The organism is Geobacillus sp. GHH01 (genome assembly GCF_000336445.1).
Taxonomy (GTDB): domain Bacteria; phylum Bacillota; class Bacilli; order Bacillales; family Anoxybacillaceae; genus Geobacillus; species Geobacillus zalihae.
Genome location: NC_020210.1, coordinates 2060997 through 2082021 on the forward strand (window position 1 = coordinate 2060997; position 21025 = coordinate 2082021).

At 49.9% G+C, this 21025-nt stretch carries 19 protein-coding genes and 1 pseudogene; 6 read left to right on the forward strand and 14 right to left on the reverse strand.

Translation table 11 applies throughout. The annotated features are described in order from the left end of the window. Positions 1-68 precede the first annotated feature (68 nt). From GHH_RS10055 to shc, 8 genes are all read right to left on the reverse strand, one after another. Positions 69-1388, reverse strand: a complete 1320-nt coding sequence (locus GHH_RS10055; protein WP_020279038.1) for a GntP family permease — start codon at positions 1386-1388, stop codon at positions 69-71. A 22-nt stretch (positions 1389-1410) separates the two neighbouring features. Continuing rightward, positions 1411-2070 carry a CoA transferase subunit B gene (locus GHH_RS10060; protein WP_041470504.1) on the reverse strand — a complete coding sequence of 220 codons (660 nt, stop codon included), beginning with the start codon at positions 2068-2070 and terminating at the stop codon, positions 1411-1413. 29 nt (positions 2071-2099) lie between these two features. Then, a complete protein-coding gene (locus GHH_RS10065; protein ID WP_015375068.1) occupies positions 2100-2786 on the reverse strand; it encodes a CoA transferase subunit A in 687 nt (228 codons plus the stop codon). A gap of 254 nt (positions 2787-3040) precedes the next feature. Continuing rightward, the gene (locus GHH_RS10070) at positions 3041-4414 is read right to left on the reverse strand and encodes a sigma-54-dependent Fis family transcriptional regulator (protein ID WP_144052013.1); all 1374 of its coding nucleotides are present in this window, start codon (positions 4412-4414) and stop codon (positions 3041-3043) included. A 102-nt stretch (positions 4415-4516) separates the two neighbouring features. Further along, positions 4517-4807: a 4a-hydroxytetrahydrobiopterin dehydratase gene (locus tag GHH_RS10075; RefSeq protein ID WP_015375070.1), complete on the reverse strand. Its 291-nt coding sequence runs from the start codon at positions 4805-4807 to the stop codon at positions 4517-4519. Positions 4808-4809: 2 nt separating this feature from the next. After that, entirely contained in the window at positions 4810-5397 is a 588-nt protein-coding gene (locus GHH_RS10080; protein WP_015375071.1) for a Uma2 family endonuclease, read from the reverse strand. A gap of 126 nt (positions 5398-5523) precedes the next feature. Further along, a complete protein-coding gene (locus GHH_RS10085) occupies positions 5524-6774 on the reverse strand; it encodes a lipase (protein WP_041470719.1) in 1251 nt (416 codons plus the stop codon). Positions 6775-7004: 230 nt separating this feature from the next. Next, positions 7005-8861 carry a squalene--hopene cyclase gene (shc, locus tag GHH_RS10090; RefSeq protein ID WP_041470505.1) on the reverse strand — a complete coding sequence of 619 codons (1857 nt, stop codon included), beginning with the start codon at positions 8859-8861 and terminating at the stop codon, positions 7005-7007. An 85-nt stretch (positions 8862-8946) separates the two neighbouring features. On the opposite strand from shc, the gene GHH_RS10095 reads away from it, so the two are divergent. From GHH_RS10095 to GHH_RS10105, 3 genes are all read left to right on the forward strand, one after another. Next, the gene (locus tag GHH_RS10095) at positions 8947-10098 is read left to right on the forward strand and encodes a DUF2515 domain-containing protein (RefSeq protein ID WP_015375074.1); all 1152 of its coding nucleotides are present in this window, start codon (positions 8947-8949) and stop codon (positions 10096-10098) included. Further along, the gene (locus tag GHH_RS10100) at positions 10088-10480 is read left to right on the forward strand and encodes a CBO0543 family protein (RefSeq protein ID WP_015375075.1); all 393 of its coding nucleotides are present in this window, start codon (positions 10088-10090) and stop codon (positions 10478-10480) included. Before GHH_RS10095 ends, GHH_RS10100 begins: the two co-directional genes overlap by 11 nt. 90 nt (positions 10481-10570) lie before the next feature. Then, positions 10571-11389, forward strand: a complete 819-nt coding sequence (locus tag GHH_RS10105; protein ID WP_015375076.1) for a rhamnogalacturonan acetylesterase — start codon at positions 10571-10573, stop codon at positions 11387-11389. Positions 11390-11580: 191 nt separating this feature from the next. Here the strand turns inward: GHH_RS10105 and GHH_RS10110 are convergent, their stop codons facing one another. The 3 genes from GHH_RS10110 to GHH_RS10120 form a co-directional block, all read right to left on the reverse strand. After that, the gene (locus tag GHH_RS10110) at positions 11581-12558 is read right to left on the reverse strand and encodes a bile acid:sodium symporter family protein (RefSeq protein WP_015375077.1); all 978 of its coding nucleotides are present in this window, start codon (positions 12556-12558) and stop codon (positions 11581-11583) included. A 154-nt stretch (positions 12559-12712) separates the two neighbouring features. Then, positions 12713-13687: an MBL fold metallo-hydrolase gene (locus GHH_RS10115; protein ID WP_015375078.1), complete on the reverse strand. Its 975-nt coding sequence runs from the start codon at positions 13685-13687 to the stop codon at positions 12713-12715. 252 nt (positions 13688-13939) lie between these two features. Then, positions 13940-14260: a hypothetical protein gene (locus GHH_RS10120; protein ID WP_015375079.1), complete on the reverse strand. Its 321-nt coding sequence runs from the start codon at positions 14258-14260 to the stop codon at positions 13940-13942. Between the two features lie 199 nt (positions 14261-14459). Between GHH_RS10120 and GHH_RS10125 the strand changes: the two genes are divergently transcribed. Continuing rightward, on the forward strand, positions 14460-15773 hold the full coding sequence (locus GHH_RS10125; RefSeq protein ID WP_015375080.1) for a processed acidic surface protein: 1314 nt from the start codon (positions 14460-14462) through the stop codon (positions 15771-15773). Then, a complete protein-coding gene (locus GHH_RS10130) occupies positions 15774-16367 on the forward strand; it encodes a class D sortase (protein ID WP_015375081.1) in 594 nt (197 codons plus the stop codon). Positions 16368-16412: 45 nt separating this feature from the next. Here GHH_RS10130 and GHH_RS10135 read toward each other — a convergent pair whose 3' ends face one another. Beyond that, complete coding sequence (locus GHH_RS10135) at positions 16413-17576, reverse strand: CapA family protein (protein ID WP_015375082.1); 1164 nt, start codon at positions 17574-17576, stop codon at positions 16413-16415. Between the two features lie 235 nt (positions 17577-17811). On the opposite strand from GHH_RS10135, the gene GHH_RS10140 reads away from it, so the two are divergent. Then, on the forward strand, positions 17812-18264 hold the full coding sequence (locus GHH_RS10140; RefSeq protein WP_015375083.1) for a hypothetical protein: 453 nt from the start codon (positions 17812-17814) through the stop codon (positions 18262-18264). Between the two features lie 150 nt (positions 18265-18414). On the opposite strand, the pseudogene GHH_RS18295 reads toward GHH_RS10140, so the two are convergent. Both GHH_RS18295 and GHH_RS10155 read right to left on the reverse strand, forming a co-directional pair. Beyond that, positions 18415-18615 (reverse strand): annotated as a pseudogene (locus tag GHH_RS18295) (PTS transporter subunit IIC); the annotation flags it as partial. 1082 nt (positions 18616-19697) lie between these two features. After that, complete coding sequence (locus GHH_RS10155) at positions 19698-21017, reverse strand: ABC transporter substrate-binding protein (RefSeq protein ID WP_015375086.1); 1320 nt, start codon at positions 21015-21017, stop codon at positions 19698-19700. Between the last annotated feature and the right edge of the window lie 8 nt (positions 21018-21025).

Sequence of the window (21025 nt, forward strand, 5' to 3'; positions counted from 1 at the left end):
GTATGTTCAGAAAAAATCAAGTACAACTTTTGGTGAAGAGCCCGAAATTTCCCTTTTTGCATACTTCTTCAGATTCCTAAACCAAGCGAAAATAAAATGATTGCCAACACCGTCCCTAGCGCAGGAACAATCACGGTTAAAGCCCCTACCGCATTATAGGCATCCTGATGGGTTTCCCCACAAATCGCTCGAATCGTTGTAACTACATATCCGTTATGCGGCAACGAATCAAGCGCTCCAGAAGAAATGGCAACCACACGATGCAATGCTTCCGGATTGACTCCCATATCCAAATAGTGCGGCGCGATGAGCGGCAACGCAATGGCCTGCCCCCCAGAAGCCGACCCCGTCATTCCTGCAATAACACTAACCGCAATAGCTCCTCCAATTAAAGGGTTACCCGGAATGCTCGTAATTGTTTCCACCGCTGTCTGAAAGGCAGGAACCGCTTTAGCAACACCGCCAAAACCGACCACCGCTGCTGTATTCCCTAAAGCGATTAATGCTCCGATCGTTCCTTCGGAGACAGCATTCCCGAAATTTTTGAAATACTTATAATTGCATACGTACGTGGCGATGACACCGCCAAGTAAAGCCACAATGAGCGCCGACTGTTTTAAGGAATCATGAAATACAAACGAAATCACTAATACAACCAAAAGCGGGATGAGACCGAGAACGGGGTGAGGCAGTTCTTGGCCTTCTTCAACCGGATCACCTGGTCTAGAAACAAATCTCTCCCCTCTTGCCACTGCTTTATCGATCATTTTCTTTAACCACCAGTAACCGAACAAGGCCATAAAAATGGCAACAATAAGGCTAACTTCCCAGCCAGCGTATGGAGATGTCTTTAAATATTCAATCGGAATCCAGTTTTGAATTTCCGGAGATCCTGCTGACGTCATTGTAAATGTTACAGAGCCAAACGCAAGGGCTGCCGGAATAAAGCGGCGCGGCAAATTGGCTTGCTTAAACAAGCTCACAGCCATCGGATAAACAGAAAATGCCACGACGAATAAGCTGACTCCTCCATATGTTAAAACGGCACAAGCAATCACAATGGCTAATGCTGCATGCTTCATTCCCAACTTATTCACAATCCACTTGGAAACACTATGAGCGGCCCCACTGTCTTCCATTAACTTCCCAAAAATGGCGCCTAATAAAAACATTAGATACCAAGATTGAATAAAGCTTGAGAATCCCGTCATATAATTTCCGACTAAATTTGCTTCTCCTTCGCCAACCAACTGCGGAAATAGCGGCAATCCGCTGAAAACAGCCACTACGAATGCGCATAGTGGCGCAGCAATAAATAAATTCATTCCTCTCATGGTTAAATAAATGAGTAATGCCAATCCCCCAATTAGACCGATCATGCTCCACATCCCCGATCACCCCTAGACAAAATTATGCCTGAATAAGAAGCGTTTCATCGATCATCAATGTTGGTTCTGTCAGAGATTGAATCTCTTCGACGCTACTTCCATCCAAAATTTCTACTAACTTCAAGCCATTCTCGGTCACATCGATAACCGCTTTTTCGGTAATAATGCGGTTGACCACTTTCCTTCCTGTCAACGGAAGACTACACTTTTTCACAATCTTCGGTTTTCCATCCTTGCTAACATGCTCCATAACAACAATAATCTTTTTCGCTCCATGCACTAGATCCATCGCTCCTCCCATGCCTTTAATCATTTTTCCAGGGATCATCCAATTAGCAAGATCACCCTCTTCCGAAACTTCCATTCCTCCTAAAATAGCTACATCGATATGACCGCCACGGATCATGGCAAATGATTCGGCACTGCTAAAATAGCAAGCTCCGGGAATAGCCGTTATCGTTTCTTTCCCGGCATTGATTAAATCGGGGTCTACCTCATCCTTGAGAGGGTAAGGTCCAATCCCTAACAATCCGTTTTCGGACTGCAGCACCACCTTTTTATGCGATTGAATAAAATTGGCGACAAGAGTTGGTATTCCAATCCCTAAATTGACGTAGAAACCGTTTTCAATCTCCTGTTCAGCACGCTTGGCAATTCTTTCACGAATGGATTGTTTATTCATTGTTTTCACTTGCTCCCTTCTTTGACATACTAGCGAACAACTAGACGTTCAATCCGTTTTTCTTGTTTTCCAACTACTAATCGTTGTACATAAATGCTTGGCGTATGAATGTGATCCGGATCCAATTCTCCAATTTCCACAAGTTCCTCCACTTCTGCAATCGTAACTTTCCCTGCTGCCGCCATCATCGGGTTAAAGTTACGCGCTGTTTTGTTGTAAATCAAATTCCCCATTTTATCTCCTTTCCACGCGCGCACTAAACTAAAGTCAGCAACTAACGCCGTTTCAAGAATATACTCTTTGCCGTTAAATACTCGTACTTCTTTCCCTTCCGCAATCGGGGTGCCAACTCCAGCAGGAGTATAAAATGCCGGTATTCCGGCCCCGCCGGCGCGAATGCGTTCTGCCAACGTTCCTTGGGGAATTAATTCAACTTCTATTTCCTGATTGAGAACTTGGCGTTCAAACTCCTTATTTTCTCCAACATAGGAAGCTATCATTTTCTTAATTTGTTTATTTTTCAGGAGCAATCCAAGTCCCCAGTCATCCACGCCACAATTATTAGAGATGACTGTTAATTCCTTGACCCCGGTTTCCACTAGCGCGAGAATTAAGTTTTCTGGAATGCCGACAAGCCCGAAGCCGCCAACCATAATCGTTGCTCCGTCCGGAATGTCTTTCACCGCCTCAATAAAAGAAGAATGTATCTGCTTCATGGACGTTTTACCTCCCCATCTATGTTATTGCTTCCTTCATTCATCTATGATAAGCAAGAATGATGCCAACAAAATATATAAGAGAAGACAGAATAACGAGTTAAACATCCCTTTCCTTATTCCGAAAACTCGGACATTCGTTCAATAAAAATACAAAAACTTTACTCCTTACTCAACCACAAACACCACTTCACCTGTGTATTGTTTTCACAAAAAATCCGGAATCTCGGAACACATTCCAAGATTCCGGAAAACTAACCATCCAGACCATATTTTTTTAACTTCTCATACATCGTTGACTTGCTAATCCCTAGAGCCTCAGCTGCCTTTAATTTATCGTTTTGATGAAGCGACAAGCTTTTTTTGATAATTGCCTTCTCCGTTTCCTCAAGCAGCTGCTTTAGTGTTTTTCCTCCCAATTGATATACGGAATTGGCTCTTAAATACTCCGGTAATGCTTCAACCGTAATCGTTTCTCCATCAGCAAAGTGAACAGCCACTTCCACGACATTTTCAAGTTCACGAATGTTCCCCGGCCATGAATGTTGAGAAAAAATATGCCATACGTTCTCATCGATGGCTGTGATTCGTTTTCCTGCGCGTTTGCTGATCTTATTCACGAAATGATGCACCAATGCGCTGATATCCTCTGGCCTCTCACGCAACGGGGGAATGGAAATCGGTACAACATTAATACGGTAGTATAGATCGTCACGGAACCGCTTTTCTTCGATCATCCTTTCTAATGGCCGGTTGGTAGCAGCGATAATCCGTACATCGACTGGAACTGTTTTCGTTGACCCCACCGGTTCAATCTCCTTCTCCTGCAAAACGCGCAACAATTTCACTTGCATATGCAATGGCATATCTCCAATTTCATCAAGAAAAACCGTCCCACCATCAGCTAACTGAAACTTTCCTTTTTTTCCACCTTTTCTCGCTCCAGTAAAAGCTCCTTCTTCGTATCCAAACAATTCTGATTCGAGTAAGTGCTCGGGAATAGCGCCGCAGTTGACCTTGATAAACGGCTTATGGCTTCGGCTGCTTAACTGATGAATGCTATGGGCGAACAACTCTTTACCCGTGCCGCTTTCCCCGCGAATCAACACCGAAACGTCACTATCAGCAATACGCTTTACTCGCTCCTTTAACATTTCCATTTGTTTTGACTGGGAAACAATATCTCTTAATGTATATTTCGCTCCATTGTCTTCCTTCCATTCCTCTAAATACGTTTGTAATTGCAACAACAAACTTTTAATATGGCTATTCATCCGTTTCCATTCTTGAATATCGCGAAAAATCACCGTTCCGACCGCCCCGATGATTTTCCCATTGACCACAATGGGAATACGGTTGGCAATCATATAGTTTCCTTTTATATATTGCAAATCGGCTCTCTCTTCTTTTCCTGTTTGGACAACAATATGCATTCTCGTGTTTTCAATCACCTCTGTTACGTGCTTGCCGATGACTTCTTCCTGCTCTTTTTCCAAAAACTCGCAATAACTTTTATTCATATAAATGATTTTCCCTTTTTCATCCACAACAACAATTCCCTCATGAGCACTGTCAATAATGGTTTTCAGCATTTCGTTCTGAAAGGCTGTAGATTTGTTCTCCATCATCTCCCTCCCATTCGTATACTGGTATTGTCAAAAGTTTATCATCTACACTCACAGTTTTTCTTTTATTTTTGACAATTGAAAAATCAAACCTTTTGGTTGGTGCTACCTCATCTGTTCGTACACCTCATCATACTGCTTCGCCAAGTCAAAATCGAGCTTCGTCAGCCCTTTCGCCCGCCATGAAGACAGTTTCACGGTGATAAGCTTGTAGTCGATCGAAATGAATGGGTGGTGGTTGGCGTCTTCCGAAATCGCGGCGATTCGCCGGACAAACTCGATTCCTTGCAAGTAGTCTTGAAAACGGTATTTTTTCACAATCCACCGCTCATCGGCCAGCTTCCAGCCGTCCGCTTTTTCAAGCAGCGCTTGCACTTCCTCTTCCGCTAACCGCATCGTTATCCCTCACCCTCTATATTTTGAAATATGCCAGCCAGCGAAACCGTCAAATCAGCGAACAAAAACGAGACGAGCACATCGCCTTCGCCAAAGACGCTCCGCTTCTCATACCCTTTCTCACCGCGGCCGTACACTTCCACCGTCCGATGCAGCGGGTCGACGATCCAATATTCCTTGACGTCAAACTGTTCGTACAGCTTATATTTTTCGTTCCGATCTTTCAGCGCAGTGCTCGGCGAAAGCACTTCCACCACCAAGTCAGGCGGACCATCGCAGCCTCGGCTGCCGATTTTGCTTTGATCGCAAATGACCGAGATGTCTGGCTGCACGACATGCTTGGCTTGTTCATAGTCGGCCTGTTCATCGAACCGCACATCAAACGGCGCCATGACAACCGCACATCCTTTTTCGCGAAAAAACGCTCGCAAAGCGACATACCATTCACCGACGATCGACTGGTGGACAAATGAAGGGGCCGGTGCCATGTTGTAAGGTACGCCGTTGATCAGCTCCCACCGTCCGTCCCACTTGACATAATCTTGATACGTATACCGTTCCTTTTGCCGCTCAGGCGGCTTCACGTCCATTCCCCCATCCGCTTGCTTTGCCCTTATTATACCATCGGACATCCGCGGCCGTCATACAACTCAAGAGCTTGCTCCTCAAAAAAAAGAGCCATCCGATCGAGATGGCTTTTTCGCAAAATACCCGTTTTAAGGCCGCAAACTCGCCAGTTGCTCGGCAAGCCGCAAATAAAAGGCGCGAATATTAAATGACGGATTCGGGTCAACGCCGATGACTTCCAAATGGTCGACGTTGCACGTCCCCATATCATTCCAAACTCCTTTTTTCAACGTCCCGTCATACGGCACGATTCGATCGTTTGATCCACGCTTCGGACCGTTCATCGAAATGGTATTGACAATGCCGTCGTTCTCAAGCCAATGGCTGTCAATGCCAAGCGCCGCATTGCGGTACGAGCCGAGAAACGGGGCGCAGACAATCGCGCTGAATGCGTTCATTCCAAGTTCGGGATAATAGTTGCCTGTCAGAGCTCCTCGATACGTCCGTTCGGTAGAAAAGCTCAAATAATACGTATTCGGGCTGGCTTTCACCCATCGATTCAACGTCTCAGCCCCGGGAACGGATAAATCGTAGCGGGCGGTATCGGTCGATGTCCAGACAGGGGAGCGCTTGAGCCGTTCAAAATAATGGTCGAACGATTCGCCTGGCTCGCGGCGCAGCCCCCATTGGTCGAGCTTAAAATCGTATATTTCGCTTGTGTACGGCGCGTTGCTGGCGACAGCCGCCGCTTCCAGCACCGCTTTTTGCAAGTCAAAAAAGCGATCGGTGAAATCAACCATGTTGACAAGCGTCGTTCCGTCATGAGGGGTGGCGATGGTCGTCACGCTCAACACAAAACGATGTCCGCCTTCAAACAACGGCGACAACGACACGTTGTGCTCCTTGGCGTACTCCCGCTCTTCTTGGCTTCCGTTCTCTAGGAGCGAGACAAGCATACGGGCCGTCTGCCCCCCTTGGCTGTGGGCGATGATATGGATGCGGCCACCCCTTTTCAATTCCGGCAACAGGCCGGGATACGTGCGGCCAAACCGCGCATGGCCGTGCTTTGCCGCATGGGCTGCCCCATAATCGACCGTCCCGCCGACAAGCTGAGCATACGCTTCACACGCCCGGTCCCAGTTGCTCGAGAGCGGTCCGACCGCCAGCGTATACGCTTGATATCCGTTGTCATTCAGCCATTGTTCAATATCGCCGCGCACGCCGCCCCAGTACTTGAACCCAAACATTTCTTCTCTTCCCCAGCCAGTAAAACCATGGAGAAGCACGATGGGTGCATCATTGGCGCGTGGAGATGCCGCTTCCGTCCGCCCTCCCGGGACCGATAGGCCGAACACAAACCATAATCCGAGCAACACAACCATCACCCGGCAGCCTTTCATCATCCTATCCTTCTCCTCCCCTCACATAAACGGAATCTTTTTGTTCATAATTACCTAAATATTCTATATATATCAACCGACTGATTCAATCCCGGCAATTGTCGGGTTTTCTGATGAGGGAAAGAGAAAAATGCACTTTTGTGCCGTCATATTTCGTTTCTCGCCGACAGCGAGAGGGTGATGCACTATGTCATGGCAGCGTTCCATCACGCCCTCGTACGGATAGTTGGCTAATCCACAAACGGCCCGAACTTTTGCTCATAATGGGCGAGCGCCAACAACGGAAAAATGTAGCGGTAGCTATGGTAATGGATGTAAAAGGCGCCCGCCATTCCTTGCCCAGCGGGATACGAAGCCGTCCAGTCCGGATGGCGAAGAAGGCGAATAAGGGAGCGAACGCCGGCTTTCATTTCCGCGGTCGGACGCTCGGCGGCGGCGATGAGGGCATCAAGCGCCCAGGCGGTATGGACCGGCGTGCTGGCGCCAAGCGGCACATACCTCTTGGCTCCGTCGCTTTTGCATGATTCCCCCCAGCCGCCATCAGCATTTTGGATGCTTAAAAGCCAATGAACAGCTTTTTGCATCGCCGGGTGATCGATTGGAACGCCGACAGCCGAAAGCCCCGTCACCGCCGCCCATGTGCCGTATACATAGCAAATCCCCCAGCGCCCATACCACGAACCGTCGGCTTCTTGATGGTCAAGCAGCCAGTCGACGGCGCGGGCGACGGCGGGGTGGTCTTTCGTTAATCGAGCGAACGTTCCGAAATATTCAAGCGTCCGTCCGGTCAAATCGGCTGTTGATGGGTCCATCAACAAAAATTCCGCCCCTTCGATCGGCAAATACCGCCAAAACCGTTTGCCGACATTCTTTTCAAACGCCGCAAACCCGCCGTCATCGTTTTGCATCGAAAACAGCCATTGGTTCGCCCGATCCCATGCATGGCGAAACGCCGTCTCTTTCGCTGCCGCCCGGCGGATGGCGCGCAGCGCGGCGGTCGTATCGTCAACGTCCGGGTTCATCGTATTCACATCAGAAAATCCCCAGCCGCCCGGTATACCGTACGGGTTGTGCACCGCCCAGTCGCCATAGCGGATATGCTGGCGCGACAACAAATAGCGGTTCGCTTTTTCAATCGTCCGGTCCGTCAAGGGCACGCCCGCTTCTTGCAGCGCGTAGCTCGCCAACGCCGTGTTCCAAACGGAAGCGGTCGTATATTGCATATGCGTATGCCCATCGATTTCGGTCCGCAGTGAGCGCAAACCGCGGATAGCCCGCTGAATATACGGATCATCTTTCGGATAGCCGAGCGCGAGCAGCGCAAAAATCAACAAAAACGTCGAGCTGAAATAGCTGTACAACGTTCCGTCTGGCTCGATATGATCCAACATATAACGGACGGCGCGCTGTTCGGCGGCATGATGCAGCTGGTCCGGAAGTCCGATGAGAGATCGCTTGATGTACGACCATAGCGATCGGCTTTCAGGCAGCCGCCAGTCGTTGCGGGAAACAACCAAATCGGACAAGTCTGGGCTTTTTGCCGTCCTCCGGCTGTACCGTCGCTCCGCGGCGACGAGAAGCGGAATCATGTTCGCTCTTCCGTACACGGAAAGGTCATACATATTGAGCGGAAACGACGGGGGAAGAAGGAAAAATTCAAGCGGCAGCGGAAACCGTCTTGGCCACGGATGCTGTCCGGTCAATGCGAGCATCACTTTCGTAAACAAGTGGACACGCTCTAGGCCGCCCATTTCCAAAATGCGCGCTTTCGCCTTTTGCATATGCGGGTCGTTTTTTTTCCGATAGCCGGAGTAAAGCAGGGCGTAATACGCCTCGGTTGTCGCCGTCACGTTGCCGTCGCCTTCATCGGCAAACAGCTTCCACGCCCCATTCGGGTCCTGGCGGCTTTCAATACGTTCGACAAGCGCTTGAATCAACGGTTCATCATGTATTCCGAGCGTCCGCAATAAAATGATCATATAGGCATCGGTGGAAATACCGGTTTCAAACGGAAACCGCCACGATCCATCAGCCGCTTGCGATTGCTTGAGCGCATCGATGAGCACGCGCCGTTCATCGTCCACTATTCATCGCCTTCCTTTTTCGAAAATCTGCTTCTTTCCATATTTATTCGATTCGCAAACCCGCGATGCGCCAAGAGGGGGATTCATCATGCGCTGCCGAAAATCAAAAACCTCGTCTCTTCCCCTTTCTCTCGTCGATCTTTATCGGGAGCTGAAGAAAAAGAGAAAGAAAGAAGCAACAACGATATCAGAACGCGATCTGACGGCCAAAGAGCAGCAGCTCATCCGCCGCATCCAGGCGATGACGGCGGAACAAAACGAAAACAATGTCACCCGGACAACGGCCTATCTCGATTTTTACTTGCGCCATCGCGAAATTCATTGGGCATTTTTAGGGCATATGGTGTCGCGCAACGGCGGCTGGAATATGACCGACTTAAAAGGGGAACTGCTCATGAGGCTGCTCTCGGAAGACGACCGGCAGTCGTTTTTCGCCTTTTTGGAGCGCGGCAATTGGCTCATTTTTCAAGACATTTATCCACAGTTTTTGTTGTATGAGGAAAGCAAAAAGCGGGGAGAGCCGTTATTTTATTTATTGCCATGGCTTGGCGTCTCAACGTTTATGGAAACGGTATGGCACCATTTTTGGCGCCACGGCGACCCGTACACGCTCGCCATCGCCTTAGTCGTGAACGAACAAAGCTATTTGGAATCCCGCGTCATTCAACATCCTGCTTTTCGGCAAACGGTTTTTCAGACGCTGGAGTTTAAACTGCAGGAACTACTCTGCTTCAACCATATTTTGTTTCCGCATGACGACGGCCGGGGCGGCACCGCCTTGATCGGCCAAACACTCCACGAGTTTGAGTCGCTCCATGAACGCATTTTGCTCGGCAAACGGCTGTACTCGATTTTGTTTGACGATGAAGAAACATTGGAAAACGCTGTGCGCTGGGCGGTGCGCCATCCGCACACCGGCTCGCGCAAAGACTATTGGCCGCAGCTGTTTAACGACGTATGCGAATCGTTTCCACGGGAGCCGTACCGCCGCCGCATCCACGATTGCCAAATAGTTCCTAACGCCCCGCGCCTATACAGCCCGCAGCTTCGTCACGCGTGGAAAAACGTCGTCCATGAAGCGGTTGAACCCGGCGATTGGTTTACCGACCCGCACGTTGTCCGCTATCTTGTCAAACCGGAACGACCGACGAATGGAGAGATTGTGGATGCCTATTGTGAAACGCTCGAAAAAATGGAGCTGGCGATCATCGCCAAACACGCCTTCTTTCATGCGCGCTAGCCGCCGCGCCTACGTGGCTTCAGCGCTGCTTGCGTCTTGGACGGGGACGTATTTGGATTTGTATTTCGTGGGAAAAGGGCTGTATGCGTTCCCGAAACGGCCCTTTCCTTCTGTCTTTTCGATCGATATTTTCTTTACGGCCGTCGTTCTTCCGCTCGGCACCGTCTTCTTTCTTGCCCTCATGGAGCGGCTTAGCCGCCTTGGGCGCATGGGGCTCATCGCTGCATTGTCGGCATTGGCGGCCGCATTGGAGGCCAAAGCCGAGACGTACGGTTTGTTCACCCACACGGCCGAATGGAGCCATTGGTATTCAGTTGCCGGTTACGGTCTTTTTCTTTCAATAATATGGGAATTTTACCGCCGATTCCAAACGGTGGACTAGCCCAAATGGCGCATAAAGGCAATGGCAGCGAGCAACGATAACGGGGAACAAACCGAAAAGACGAGCAGCTGCCGGATAGGAGGAATCCGATTGAGAAGAAAAAAAGCCGCATTCCTTTGCTTGGCTGTCATCGCCGCCAGCGTTGCCCTCATCGCCCAACCGGACACGGATGGAAAAGCATCCAAAACGGGCGGACGGGCCGTCATAACGATCTACTTGGCAGGCGATTCGACCGTCGCCGCCGCCCCCCGCTCCCGCGCTCCCCGGGCCGGATGGGGTGAAATGCTCGATGATTGGTTTGATGACAACGTCATGGTGAAAAATATGGCCGCTTCCGGCCGCAGCGCGAAAAGTTTTGTCGAGGAGGGGCGGTTGGCTCGCCTGTTGCATGAGATGAAAAAAGGGGATTACTTGTTCATCCAATTTGGCCATAACGATGAAAAGGTGAACGACCCGGCGCGCCACACCGAGCCGTTCACCACCTATCAGGCATATTTGAAACAGTGTATTGACGGCGCCCGCGCCAAAGGGGCGACTCCTGTCCTCATCACCCCGGTCGAGCGGCGGCGCTTTTCCGCCGACGGACGAGCGCTCGATTCCCACGGGCCTTATCCTGCCGCCATGAAAGCGCTGGCGAAACAAGAGCACGTGCCGTTTATCGATTTGACGGCGAAAAGCAAACAGCGGTTTGAACAGCTCGGTCCGGAGCGGACGAAACGGTGGTTTTTATGGCTCGCACCGGGCGAACATCCCAATTACCCGAACGGCATCAGCGACAACACCCACTTTCACCAGCGAGGGGCGAAGGAAATCGCCCGGCTCGTCGTGGAAGGAATTGTCGAACTCAACCTTCCTCTTCGCCGCCACCTCATCCGTTCACCGGAACGGGAACATGCGCCAAGCCGCTAGGCCGGCTCAGCCCCGTCCCTCCACCGCAGCAGATCCATCGCCCATCCGCGAACTGCTGCCGCCGGCAACGCCTTTTTTTTGGCTTGCTGCCCATGCCCGTCCGATCCCGGATGAGCAATCTTTTTGGCTCTTCGCTCCTTCGCCTTTTCCCTCCGCTCCCTCGCCGAACGCCGCTGTCCGCCTCCCGCTGGCTATCGAGCGCTGCCGGCAAACGGCGCCTGACGGCCCGACGACAAATGATATGTTTTGTCCAGCAGGCGATGGTACATAGACGCCAGCACTTGCTGAAACAGCATGCCAAGCACAACCGGCACGCTCACCGGCGGCGGAAAGTAAGTCATCGCCAGCACCGCACCGGCGCTGATGTTGCGCATGCCGCCGGTAAACGTCAGCGCAATGATGTCCGGCGGGGCAAATTTCAGCCAGCGGGCCGCCATCCAAGAAAGAAAATAGCCGGAGCCCGCAATCACGAAGACGAGAAACGCCATAAAAACCAAGCGGGCGTCAGCATGACCAAAATACGGAGCGACAACCGCGCTATTGATCATGACAACAAGCACAAGCGCCAGTTTGGAAAATGGCGCCAATCCCCCCGCCAGCCGTTCATTCGCGCGGCCGGACAACCGCTCGCTGACCAACATCCCGCCAAGCGATGGCAAAATAATCATGAAAAACAACCCGAGCACCATTTGCCAAACGTCGATCTCGACCGCGCTTCCCGCAAACAGCAGCAACGTCAGCGGCACAACGGCCGGCGACAAAAACGTATCAATCAAAATGACGGACAGCGCCAACGCCAAGTTTCCCCGTCCGATCGACACCCAGATGAAGCTCGTCACCCCAGTCGGAATGGCCGCCGCCAGCACAAAGCCGATCACCGTCAGCCGATCGTGGCCGAAAAACAAATGCCCAAGCCCAAACGCCCAAAGCGGGATCACGAGGTGAAGCAAACATAACGCCGCCGCGATCGGACCGGGGTGAATAAGCGCCTCTTTCAAATCAGCCAACCGCAGCCGCAAACTGCCGCTAAACGTCATAAACGCAAACAACCACGGCACAAGTGCGGCATAATCGTGCAACTCGTTAGACAGCCATACACCGATCACTACGCTCGCCGGCGTCAGCAGCGGCAACACCTTCTCAAGCCGGCGGTTGATCGATTGCCACATCGGTTTCATCTCCCCATCTCGCCTTCAAGGACGCGTTCGCATTTCCTATGCCTACATTTTTCTATTATACACCGTAGCCGTGCAAAGAGAAGCACAAAACCGAATTGTCTCAACATACAAAAATTCCAGCTGTTTTCCGTATGGCAGACGACGATCATGATTCATATACGAACACGCCGTTCCGCTCATCTTTTTGTACTTGGCCAATGGACACTAAATACTCCAAATGCGCCAACGTTTCCGCCACCGCAAACCGCCATTGGTGCGCCGTCAGCGGCTTATGGCCGAACACAAGATCAGCGATGTCATAAGCGGTGCGCCCCTTTTCCGTCAACGCTTTCATTTTTTTCAACCGGTGCTCGTGATGGCGGAAAATATCACGGATCCGCTCGCGAAATTGACGGATGACAGCGCCATGAGCAGGCAAAGCCACCTCCACATGGAGAGCCTCCACATTGCGCAGCGAAACAAAATATTGCTCGAGCGGATTCGGATGGGCGCCCGGCCATACCCCGATGTTTGGGGTAATGCGGTCAAGCACATGATCAGAGACAAGCAGCTGGCGTGACTCTGGCTGATAAAAACTGATCAACCCATCGCTGTGCCCCGGAACCGGAATGACGGTCCATCGCCGTTGGCCGAGCACAATTTCATCGTCAGCCAACACTGTTAGTACAGGAAACGGACTGACGCGGAGCGACAACTTCTCCATACTCTCTTCGATGTCCGCCACAAGGTCTTTCGGGACGCCGTGGCGGCGAAACAGCGCAGCCACTTCGCTCGCCTGGCGACTCTCTTCCCCCCACACTCGTTCCGCCATCGCATAATCAGGCTCACTGATCCATACAGGCGCTTCCGTTTGTTGCTGCATCCACCCAGCCAGGCCGAAATGGTCCGGGTGAAAATGCGTGATGTAAATGGCGCGAACGTGCCGCGGCTTGATTCCAAGTTGCCGAAACACTGCTTCCCAGGCGCGAATCGCCTCAGGATAGCGAAAGCCGACGTCGACAATGCTCCATCCATCCGTTTCTCGGCATACATAACAATAAACATGCTTCATCGGAAATGGGACTGGGATCGGAACGCGGTACATTTCATCTCCTATCCGCTCCATTTCAATCTGCGTCATCCATTCTCTCCCCTTTTCTTTACATCAACACCTCTTTTTTTCACCAAACAACAAAGACAACTTAGTTTTATTTTATATTTCTGAATATTTAGTTAACAAAAATATTATGCTACAACCCTTCATCTTTTTCAACTTTGAAAACCATGGTTCTAAAACAAAGAAGGCGCCCCTCCATATAATCGGGGCACCTTGTTAAGATCATCTTATATAGATCCAATACTAGGCCAATATACAGCGAGTCGCTGTATTTTATTATTTTGGATTTTTCTGATCGTTGATCTGCCAAGAAGCCATTTCTTCGGCAAACTCCGCCGCAGCAGGCTGCATCGTTCCCATCCGCCGGCTCATCCAGCGGTTGAGGCCGCGAATCACGTTTCGCATCGGTCCTTGCGTCATCGGCGCCATGCGTCTCCCTTGTCTCGCCCCCAACATCGCGGCTGCCACCGCTCCTAAGCTTACGCTGACGAGCGTCCAAATGGCGTTATGGTTTCTTCGCCGTCTAACAACCCCCAACCATGGATTCCACAACCCGCGGCCGCGCTGAACGCGGAACAGACGGAATAAGCGATCCATTGTACCTCCACCTCCTTTTGCTCGACAGCTCCCGTTCAACGGTTAGCATACGTTTCCTCTGAAAAAGTCATACATGGAAAACATTCGATGCCAACGGGAAGTTCTTTCTATATAAAAAATTCCATATATTTCACTATTTTCAACCTTCTCATGTCCCTATATACTGAATTCGTATATACAAACAAACGGAGGTCACGACATGAAAAACATCGTTCCTTTTGCCTTGGCCGCATCCATCACCACTATATGGCCAGCTTCAGCGTTCGCCATTGAACGCAACGATCCAGCTTTAGAGCAGTATTTAAATGAAGCAGGGATCACAGTCGAAGAGCTGGAAAATTATTTGGACTATGAAGGCTATTCGCTCGATGAGTTTGACAGCGTGGACGAATTGCGCCGTGAGTTCGGCGAGCCGCTCACAGAAGAAAATTTAGCTCAGTTGCTCGCCAAACACGGATTGACCGAACAACAGCTTCGACAAATGCTCATCGACAATGGAGAAATGGAAGAGTCACAGGCCATTACTGATGTGTTTTTATTTTACAATGATCTGGAAGAATATATCGAACTGTTTAAAGATTACTCCGTTCCGATCACGGATGAAACGTTGGCCGCCTTTCTAAACGAACGCGGAATGACAAAGGAAGAGCTCATCGCCCTTCTTGATCGGCATGGCGAATCGTTGGCCGATTACCACTCGATCGGCGAGCTGAAAGATATCGTCGATTATTATCGAAATTTGACGCCGTTGACCGAAGAAACATTAAACAAATTTTTACAAGAAATTGGCATGACGAAAACGCAATTGGAAAAACTGCTGTCTAAAAACGGCGATTCGCTTGACAATTATGCGACGGTCGAGGAACTGTCGGAGGCCGTCATCGACTACTTGCTTCCGGATTTAGACGAGCTTGGTTTGACGGACGCAGAGTTGGAAAAGCTCTATCACCATTTTGAATCGCTTAATATGGAAGATCCACAATTCGCCGAGAAAATGGAAGAAATCGGTCAACAGCTTGAGGCGATCGGTGCGTACGATTTTACAAGCGTTACGGAGCTATCGCCAACGCAAATCGCTGAGATCGCCAATGTATGGACCGACCTGCTTTCCACATTTCAGCTGGAAGCGAAGTTTTATTTGACAAACGGTGGCGAGAAAAAGCCGCTCAGCCTGTCGACGCTGCTGACAATGGAATCAGCGAACGGCTACGATTTGCTTGTTGAAATTTACAGCACCGAAGGCGAGCTGCTGGCTGATTTTGTCGTGACCGAAGAGATGTTTGCCTCCGACATATTCGATGAAATCGGCGAAGACTTGCAACAGAGCGGCCAGGCAGCGAAAATCGAAAAAGTGGTGAAACCGGCGCCGCCGAAACCGCTGAAGCGGACCGAAGCCGGAGCGAAACTGCCGAAGACGGCATCCCCGTATGCCGCTTATATGCTTTTTGGTTTGACCTTAATCGGTGCCGGCGCATTCCTTGTCCGCTTCCGCCAAGGAGTTGAGACGAAATAAATGAACCGGAAACGGCTCGTGCGCTTTTTTGGAGCATGCTTGATCGCAGCTGGAATCGCCGTAGCCGCCGTTAGCGGCTTGAAGTGGAAAAACGGCCTCGAGGCGGTCAAACCGCTGTCTGTTGAAATAGAGAGACAAACAGGCGATGCGCCGATGCAAATCCAAAGTTCACTCTACCCAAAACAGCCCAAAATCGGCGAACAAATCGGCGAACTCATCATCCCGAAGCTCAACATGAGCCTAGCGATTTACCACGGTACAGATGAAGACGAGTTGGAAAAAGGGGTCGGCCATTACGCCGGCAGTGTCCTGCCAGGAGAGGCGGACAACTGCGTGCTTTCTGGCCATCGCGACACGGTCTTCCGCCGTCTTGGCGAAGTCGGCCAAGGCGATCTCTTGATCGTCCGTACGTCCGCCGGCACATTCACCTATAAAGTGCGCAAAGTGCGCATCGTCGACGCCGACGACCGGACGGTCATCGTTCCAAAGCCGAAAGCGACACTCACCGTTTCCACGTGCTATCCGTTCCGCTACGTCGGCCCTGCTCCGCAGCGGTACGTGCTCGTCGCCAACTTAATCAATGATCGCTCTTAACCTTGCAAAAAGCGAAAGGATGGCCGAAACAAGGGCCATCCTTTTTTACTTCACTTCGTACGCGGTCCAAGTCGGCTTTTTGATTTTCGCCGACAGCGAGACAATTTTCCGTTTCACTCGGGCTGCTTCCCCTCCCGCTAACGGCATCGGCTGATAATTGTTTCTTGTCGTCACCGATGAAATGCGAAATGGGATGACGCGGATTTCTTTTTTGGCCGTCCGCTTCCCGTTTTGAAAAGAGAACACTTGCTGGAAGACAAACGTATCTTTGTCGCTCGGATTTTTGTTTCCGCCGAACATAAAATTGCCGAGGCTGTAGACGATGAACTTTCCTTTATACTCCTCAATCCCTTGAATGACATGCGGATGATGACCGACGACCAAATCGGCGCCGCTGTCAATCGCAAAGCGGCCGAGCGCCTTTTGCGTGCTGTTTGGCACATAGCTTCGTTCCACTCCCCAATGAAAATGAACGAGGACGAGATCGGCTCCTTGGTTCCGCAAGGCGCGGATGTCACCAGCAATTTGTTTGCGCAGTGCACTTGTACTGCTCCAGCCTTCATAACCAAGCGCTCCAATTTGAATGCCCTTGACCGTTTTCAACAGCCGAAGCGTCCGGCCGAAATAACCGACCTTTTCTTTTTTCAGACTGGCGATCGTATCTTGATACCCTTTTTGCAAGTAATCGTATGTATGATTATTGGCCAGATTCACCGCATCAATGCCGCCATAAGTTAAGATTTTCGCATAACTCGGGTGGCCGCGAAAACGAAATGTCTTGCTTGCCTTCCGCGTCGAGGTCGTCAGCGTCGTTTCCAAATTGACGGTCGTAAAATCGTCCTTTTTGAAGATCGGCTCAATGTATTTCGTAAAATAGCGCAAGCCGTGCTTCTTCGCTTCTTCATCAAACGAATACGCATAGCCATAATTTTCATCGCGCCCGAGCGTCACATCGCCCGCCGCGCTGATGGTGATGCGCACTTCGTTCGGGTTCGGCGCCGCTTGTTTGGCAGAGGCTGACGCTATCACCATCTTATCGATCGGACTCGGCAGCGGTGGATGCTCGATTGTTTGCCCCGCCAGTTCGTTTGGCGCCGCCAGCACTTCCTCGACGCCGCGATCAGCCGCATTGCTGCAGGAAAATAAAAAGATGGACGCCATACACATACACATAAGCGCCGCATTTCTCCCCTTGATCCATGCGTTCATGTTCCCTCTCCTATCCATCTATTTTCTTCAAACTACCACAACTTCTGCTAATGACGTATTCAACACACCCCCTATTTATCCCTTTTCTTTCCCTCAATTTAGGAATGATGGCCTAGCCAAGCCATGATATAATGAGCTTGCAGGCGTTTCCTCTCCTATTTCCACATCCTGGACTCCTCACGTTTCATAGTTGAAACGCCCCGAGTGAATCCCATCTCGATAAGGAGGTTTCTTCATGGAAGAGCTGTTGCGGCAGTTAACCACACTTGTTCAAGGGCTTGTCGATGACATGTCCGTCCTGAAGCAAGACATGCAAACGGTGAAGCAAAAATTGGGCCAACTTGAACAACGAATGGACAAACTGGAACAACGGATGGACAAGCAGGAAGAAGAGTTGCGCTGGCTGAAAGAGCAGATGAAAGAAAACACGGACATGATCAAAGCGATCCGCGACAATCAACTCGAGCAGCACAGCATTCAAGACGGCATGCGCCATGAAATCGCCAGCCTCCGCGGAGAAATGGCCGGCATTCGCGAGCAGATGGCCACAAAAGACGATCTTTCCCGCCTTCGCGAGCAAATGGCGACAAAAGAAGACATCTCCCTCATTCATCAGCGGCTTGATTATCAACTTGGCCGCATCGCGAGAGTGGAGGAGGAGATGTATTTGCTGAAGAAAGTGGATTGACACTCCACACGCTTAAAGGCGTGGGATTCTTGGGTCGCTCACGTCCTCATCCATTTCTGGTTCGGACAACGCAAAAGCTTCGGGGTGTGTCATCACCCCGTCCCATCGGGTTAGGATGTACCCCATGGGCGGCGCACCTGTGACCAGTGCGCCTGCTAGTACGACATAGACTCCTGCAGCAAACGTGATTCCTTGCATAAGAGAGAAGACAAGAAAATTGACACCGCCGCTTAACTCCTTCTCGATAAACGATTTTCCGGCAAACGGAGCAACGACAAAAAATAACAGCACCATTGTCAACGACATAGCCACCGGTGTATCACGAAGAAAACTCTATGATTTTGGCGCTTTAACTTCCCTCCGAAAGAAGTCTCCTACTTCTAAACGTGAAGGTGCGCCAGCACCAGTGAAAGTGGGAGATGAATTTCGGTTGGCGTTAGCCAACGAATATGATAGAATATGGCTAGAACGGACACCTTCGGAACGAAGGGAAGCGTAAAGGGTTCTTGTGTGTGGCTTACCGTTCAGCGAACACACACAAGTCGCTTGAAGCCCCCACCTCTAAGCGAAGCGTAGGTGGGGGGTAGTTCACTATCTTCAATATCTTCCCTAAATCCGTGACAAAACATCTTTACAATAGTCGCAAACTGTTGATACGATAAAAGAAGACGACGTTAACGACTTTTCATCAAGGAAACATTTCTAGAGGGAGGATTTCATTGTTTAGGGATATAAAGATAAAATTGATATCAGGGATACTAACTTCAATTAATTCAGGTTTTTTATATTATCTAATTGAATCCAAAGGTGTCACTGTATCAAAGGAATTAAATATTTTAGAGGGACTATTAGAAGTTCTTGTCAAGTCCTTACTCTACTCTATAATATGTGTACTTCCGCTAGTTATTTTGTTCGGTATACCAATCTCCTTATTGATAGACTACGTATTACAAAGAATAAATCAAATGAATCCTCCTATATCATTTCTCCTGCATGCTATAGCCTATTTTATTATCGTAATAATATATTGGGTGATCAATTTTGGAGTAGATAAAATAATATATATAGGGGAGCCTGAAATAGCCTATAATGTATTTTTATTTGTGTATACCCCTTGTGTTTTTTGGATTATAACATACTCAATAAAAAAGCAATATTTAAGAAAATAAAATCGATACAACTTACATTTCGCACCCTACAGTTTGGAAAAAATTATTTATTTGATTTTTTAGAATAACTTTCCGATCAACACGATTAGCGATGGCAATCTTTTTTGCCATCGCTAATCGTTCCGTATGACATTACACGTAAATGCCCTTGTCCATGCCTGGTCCTTGCAGAACCCTTCACTGATTAAGGAGATCGGTTTCCCGAACGAGCATTGGATTTGCCTATCCGGCAGCTCCACCTGGACGCTTGTCCGGTTGGTCAGGTCAGTTTCCGGCCTCCTGCAACACCCGATTTGTCTCTTCCGCCGCCTGATCGAGCGCGTTTTGCGGATCGATTCCTTCGTACAACCGTTCCATCGCTTTCACGACATGTTGCCGAGATTCAGGGAAGACGGTGATGAGCGCCCCTTGGGTAGCAGGGGTTGATTTTGTTTCATGCAGCTGATCCACCGTCACTTTTAATTGTGGGTATTTCGCCCACTCCTCTTTGACGAGCGGCTCATCGTACGCAGCTGGGTTAATGGCAAAATACCCTGTGCGCACATGCCACTCAGCTTGGACAGGAGCGGTTGTCAAGTATTTCATGAACTCCCACGCCGCTTTTTGCTCCTTTTCGCTGCTTCCTTTCATCATCCAGAGCGAAGCGCCGCCAATTACGACGCCTTGACGTTCCACGCCATCCGGGACAGGCAAATACGAAACGCCAACGTCAAATGGCGAGTTATCGATCAACGTTTTTACACCAGCGGACGAATCCAAATACATGGCGATTTTTCCTGCTTGGAAGGCGGCGCGCATGTCGTCCCAGTTTTGACCGGCGTTGTAAAACGTGCCGTCTCGGTACATGTCGCTGATCAGCTCAAATACGCGCTTCCCCTCATCTCCATTGAATACCGCTTTTGTCGCATCACTGCTCCGTCCATTGTTGTTGTTCACATACAGTCCGCCTTGTACGGCCACCATTTCTTCAAAAAACCAGCCGTAGTTCAAAATCGAGAATCCGTACCGTTCGGTTTCTTTTCCTTTTTTCTTTGTCAGCTTTTTCGCCGCTTCCTTCAACTCGCTATAGGTGAGAGGCGGTTTTTCCGGATCAAGCCCGGCTTCGCGGAACGCATCTTTGTTATAAATGAGTACAGGGGTGGATGAGTTGAACGGCATTGAGTAAATTCGCCCGTTGACTGTATAATAATTGACAATATTTTTCTCCCATTGTGAAACATCATACTTGTCTTTATCAATCCATGTCTGCACTGGTACAACCTTTCCACTGTCGATCATATGCTTTGTTCCGACTTCAAACGTCTGCATGATCGTCGGGGCGTCTTTTGTCCCTGCTGCCGCATTCCATTTCGTCAGCGCCTCCTCATAGGTGCCTTGAAATACTGGCTTCACCTCAATCTCTGGATGGGTTTGGTTAAAATCAGCGACAATGTCATTTAAGACCGGCTCCAAATCCCCGCTCATCGAATGCCAAAACACCACTTCTGTTTTGCCTCCCGCCGCTTCTCCCGCATCTTCGCTTGAGCATCCCGCGGCAAATCCAATAAACATTAAAGCTAAGAAACTGGCTAAAACCTTTCTCATCTTGTTTC

Bases quoted from the DNA above. Each gene is read 5' to 3' on its own strand.
- GHH_RS10100 (WP_015375075.1), top strand. From the start codon at position 10,088: ATGCGCGCTAGCCGCCGCGCCTACGTGGCTTCAGCGCTGCTTGCGTCT.
- GHH_RS10115 (WP_015375078.1), bottom strand. From the start codon at position 13,687: ATGACGCAGATTGAAATGGAGCGGATAGGAGATGAAATGTACCGCGTT.
- GHH_RS10135 (WP_015375082.1), bottom strand. From the start codon at position 17,576: ATGAACGCATGGATCAAGGGGAGAAATGCGGCGCTTATGTGTATGTGT.
- GHH_RS10070 (WP_144052013.1), bottom strand. From the start codon at position 4,414: ATGATGGAGAACAAATCTACAGCCTTTCAGAACGAAATGCTGAAAACC.
- GHH_RS10055 (WP_020279038.1), bottom strand. From the start codon at position 1,388: ATGTGGAGCATGATCGGTCTAATTGGGGGATTGGCATTACTCATTTAT.
- GHH_RS10130 (WP_015375081.1), top strand. From the start codon at position 15,774: ATGAACCGGAAACGGCTCGTGCGCTTTTTTGGAGCATGCTTGATCGCA.
- GHH_RS10125 (WP_015375080.1), top strand. From the start codon at position 14,460: ATGAAAAACATCGTTCCTTTTGCCTTGGCCGCATCCATCACCACTATA.
- GHH_RS10095 (WP_015375074.1), top strand. From the start codon at position 8,947: ATGCGCTGCCGAAAATCAAAAACCTCGTCTCTTCCCCTTTCTCTCGTC.
- GHH_RS10155 (WP_015375086.1), bottom strand. From the start codon at position 21,017: ATGAGAAAGGTTTTAGCCAGTTTCTTAGCTTTAATGTTTATTGGATTT.
- GHH_RS10060 (WP_041470504.1), bottom strand. From the start codon at position 2,070: ATGAATAAACAATCCATTCGTGAAAGAATTGCCAAGCGTGCTGAACAG.
- GHH_RS10120 (WP_015375079.1), bottom strand. From the start codon at position 14,260: ATGGATCGCTTATTCCGTCTGTTCCGCGTTCAGCGCGGCCGCGGGTTG.
- GHH_RS10085 (WP_041470719.1), bottom strand. From the start codon at position 6,774: ATGAAAGGCTGCCGGGTGATGGTTGTGTTGCTCGGATTATGGTTTGTG.
- GHH_RS10075 (WP_015375070.1), bottom strand. From the start codon at position 4,807: ATGCGGTTAGCGGAAGAGGAAGTGCAAGCGCTGCTTGAAAAAGCGGAC.
- GHH_RS10140 (WP_015375083.1), top strand. From the start codon at position 17,812: ATGGAAGAGCTGTTGCGGCAGTTAACCACACTTGTTCAAGGGCTTGTC.
- GHH_RS10110 (WP_015375077.1), bottom strand. From the start codon at position 12,558: ATGTGGCAATCGATCAACCGCCGGCTTGAGAAGGTGTTGCCGCTGCTG.
- GHH_RS10080 (WP_015375071.1), bottom strand. From the start codon at position 5,397: ATGGACGTGAAGCCGCCTGAGCGGCAAAAGGAACGGTATACGTATCAA.
- GHH_RS10065 (WP_015375068.1), bottom strand. From the start codon at position 2,786: ATGAAGCAGATACATTCTTCTTTTATTGAGGCGGTGAAAGACATTCCG.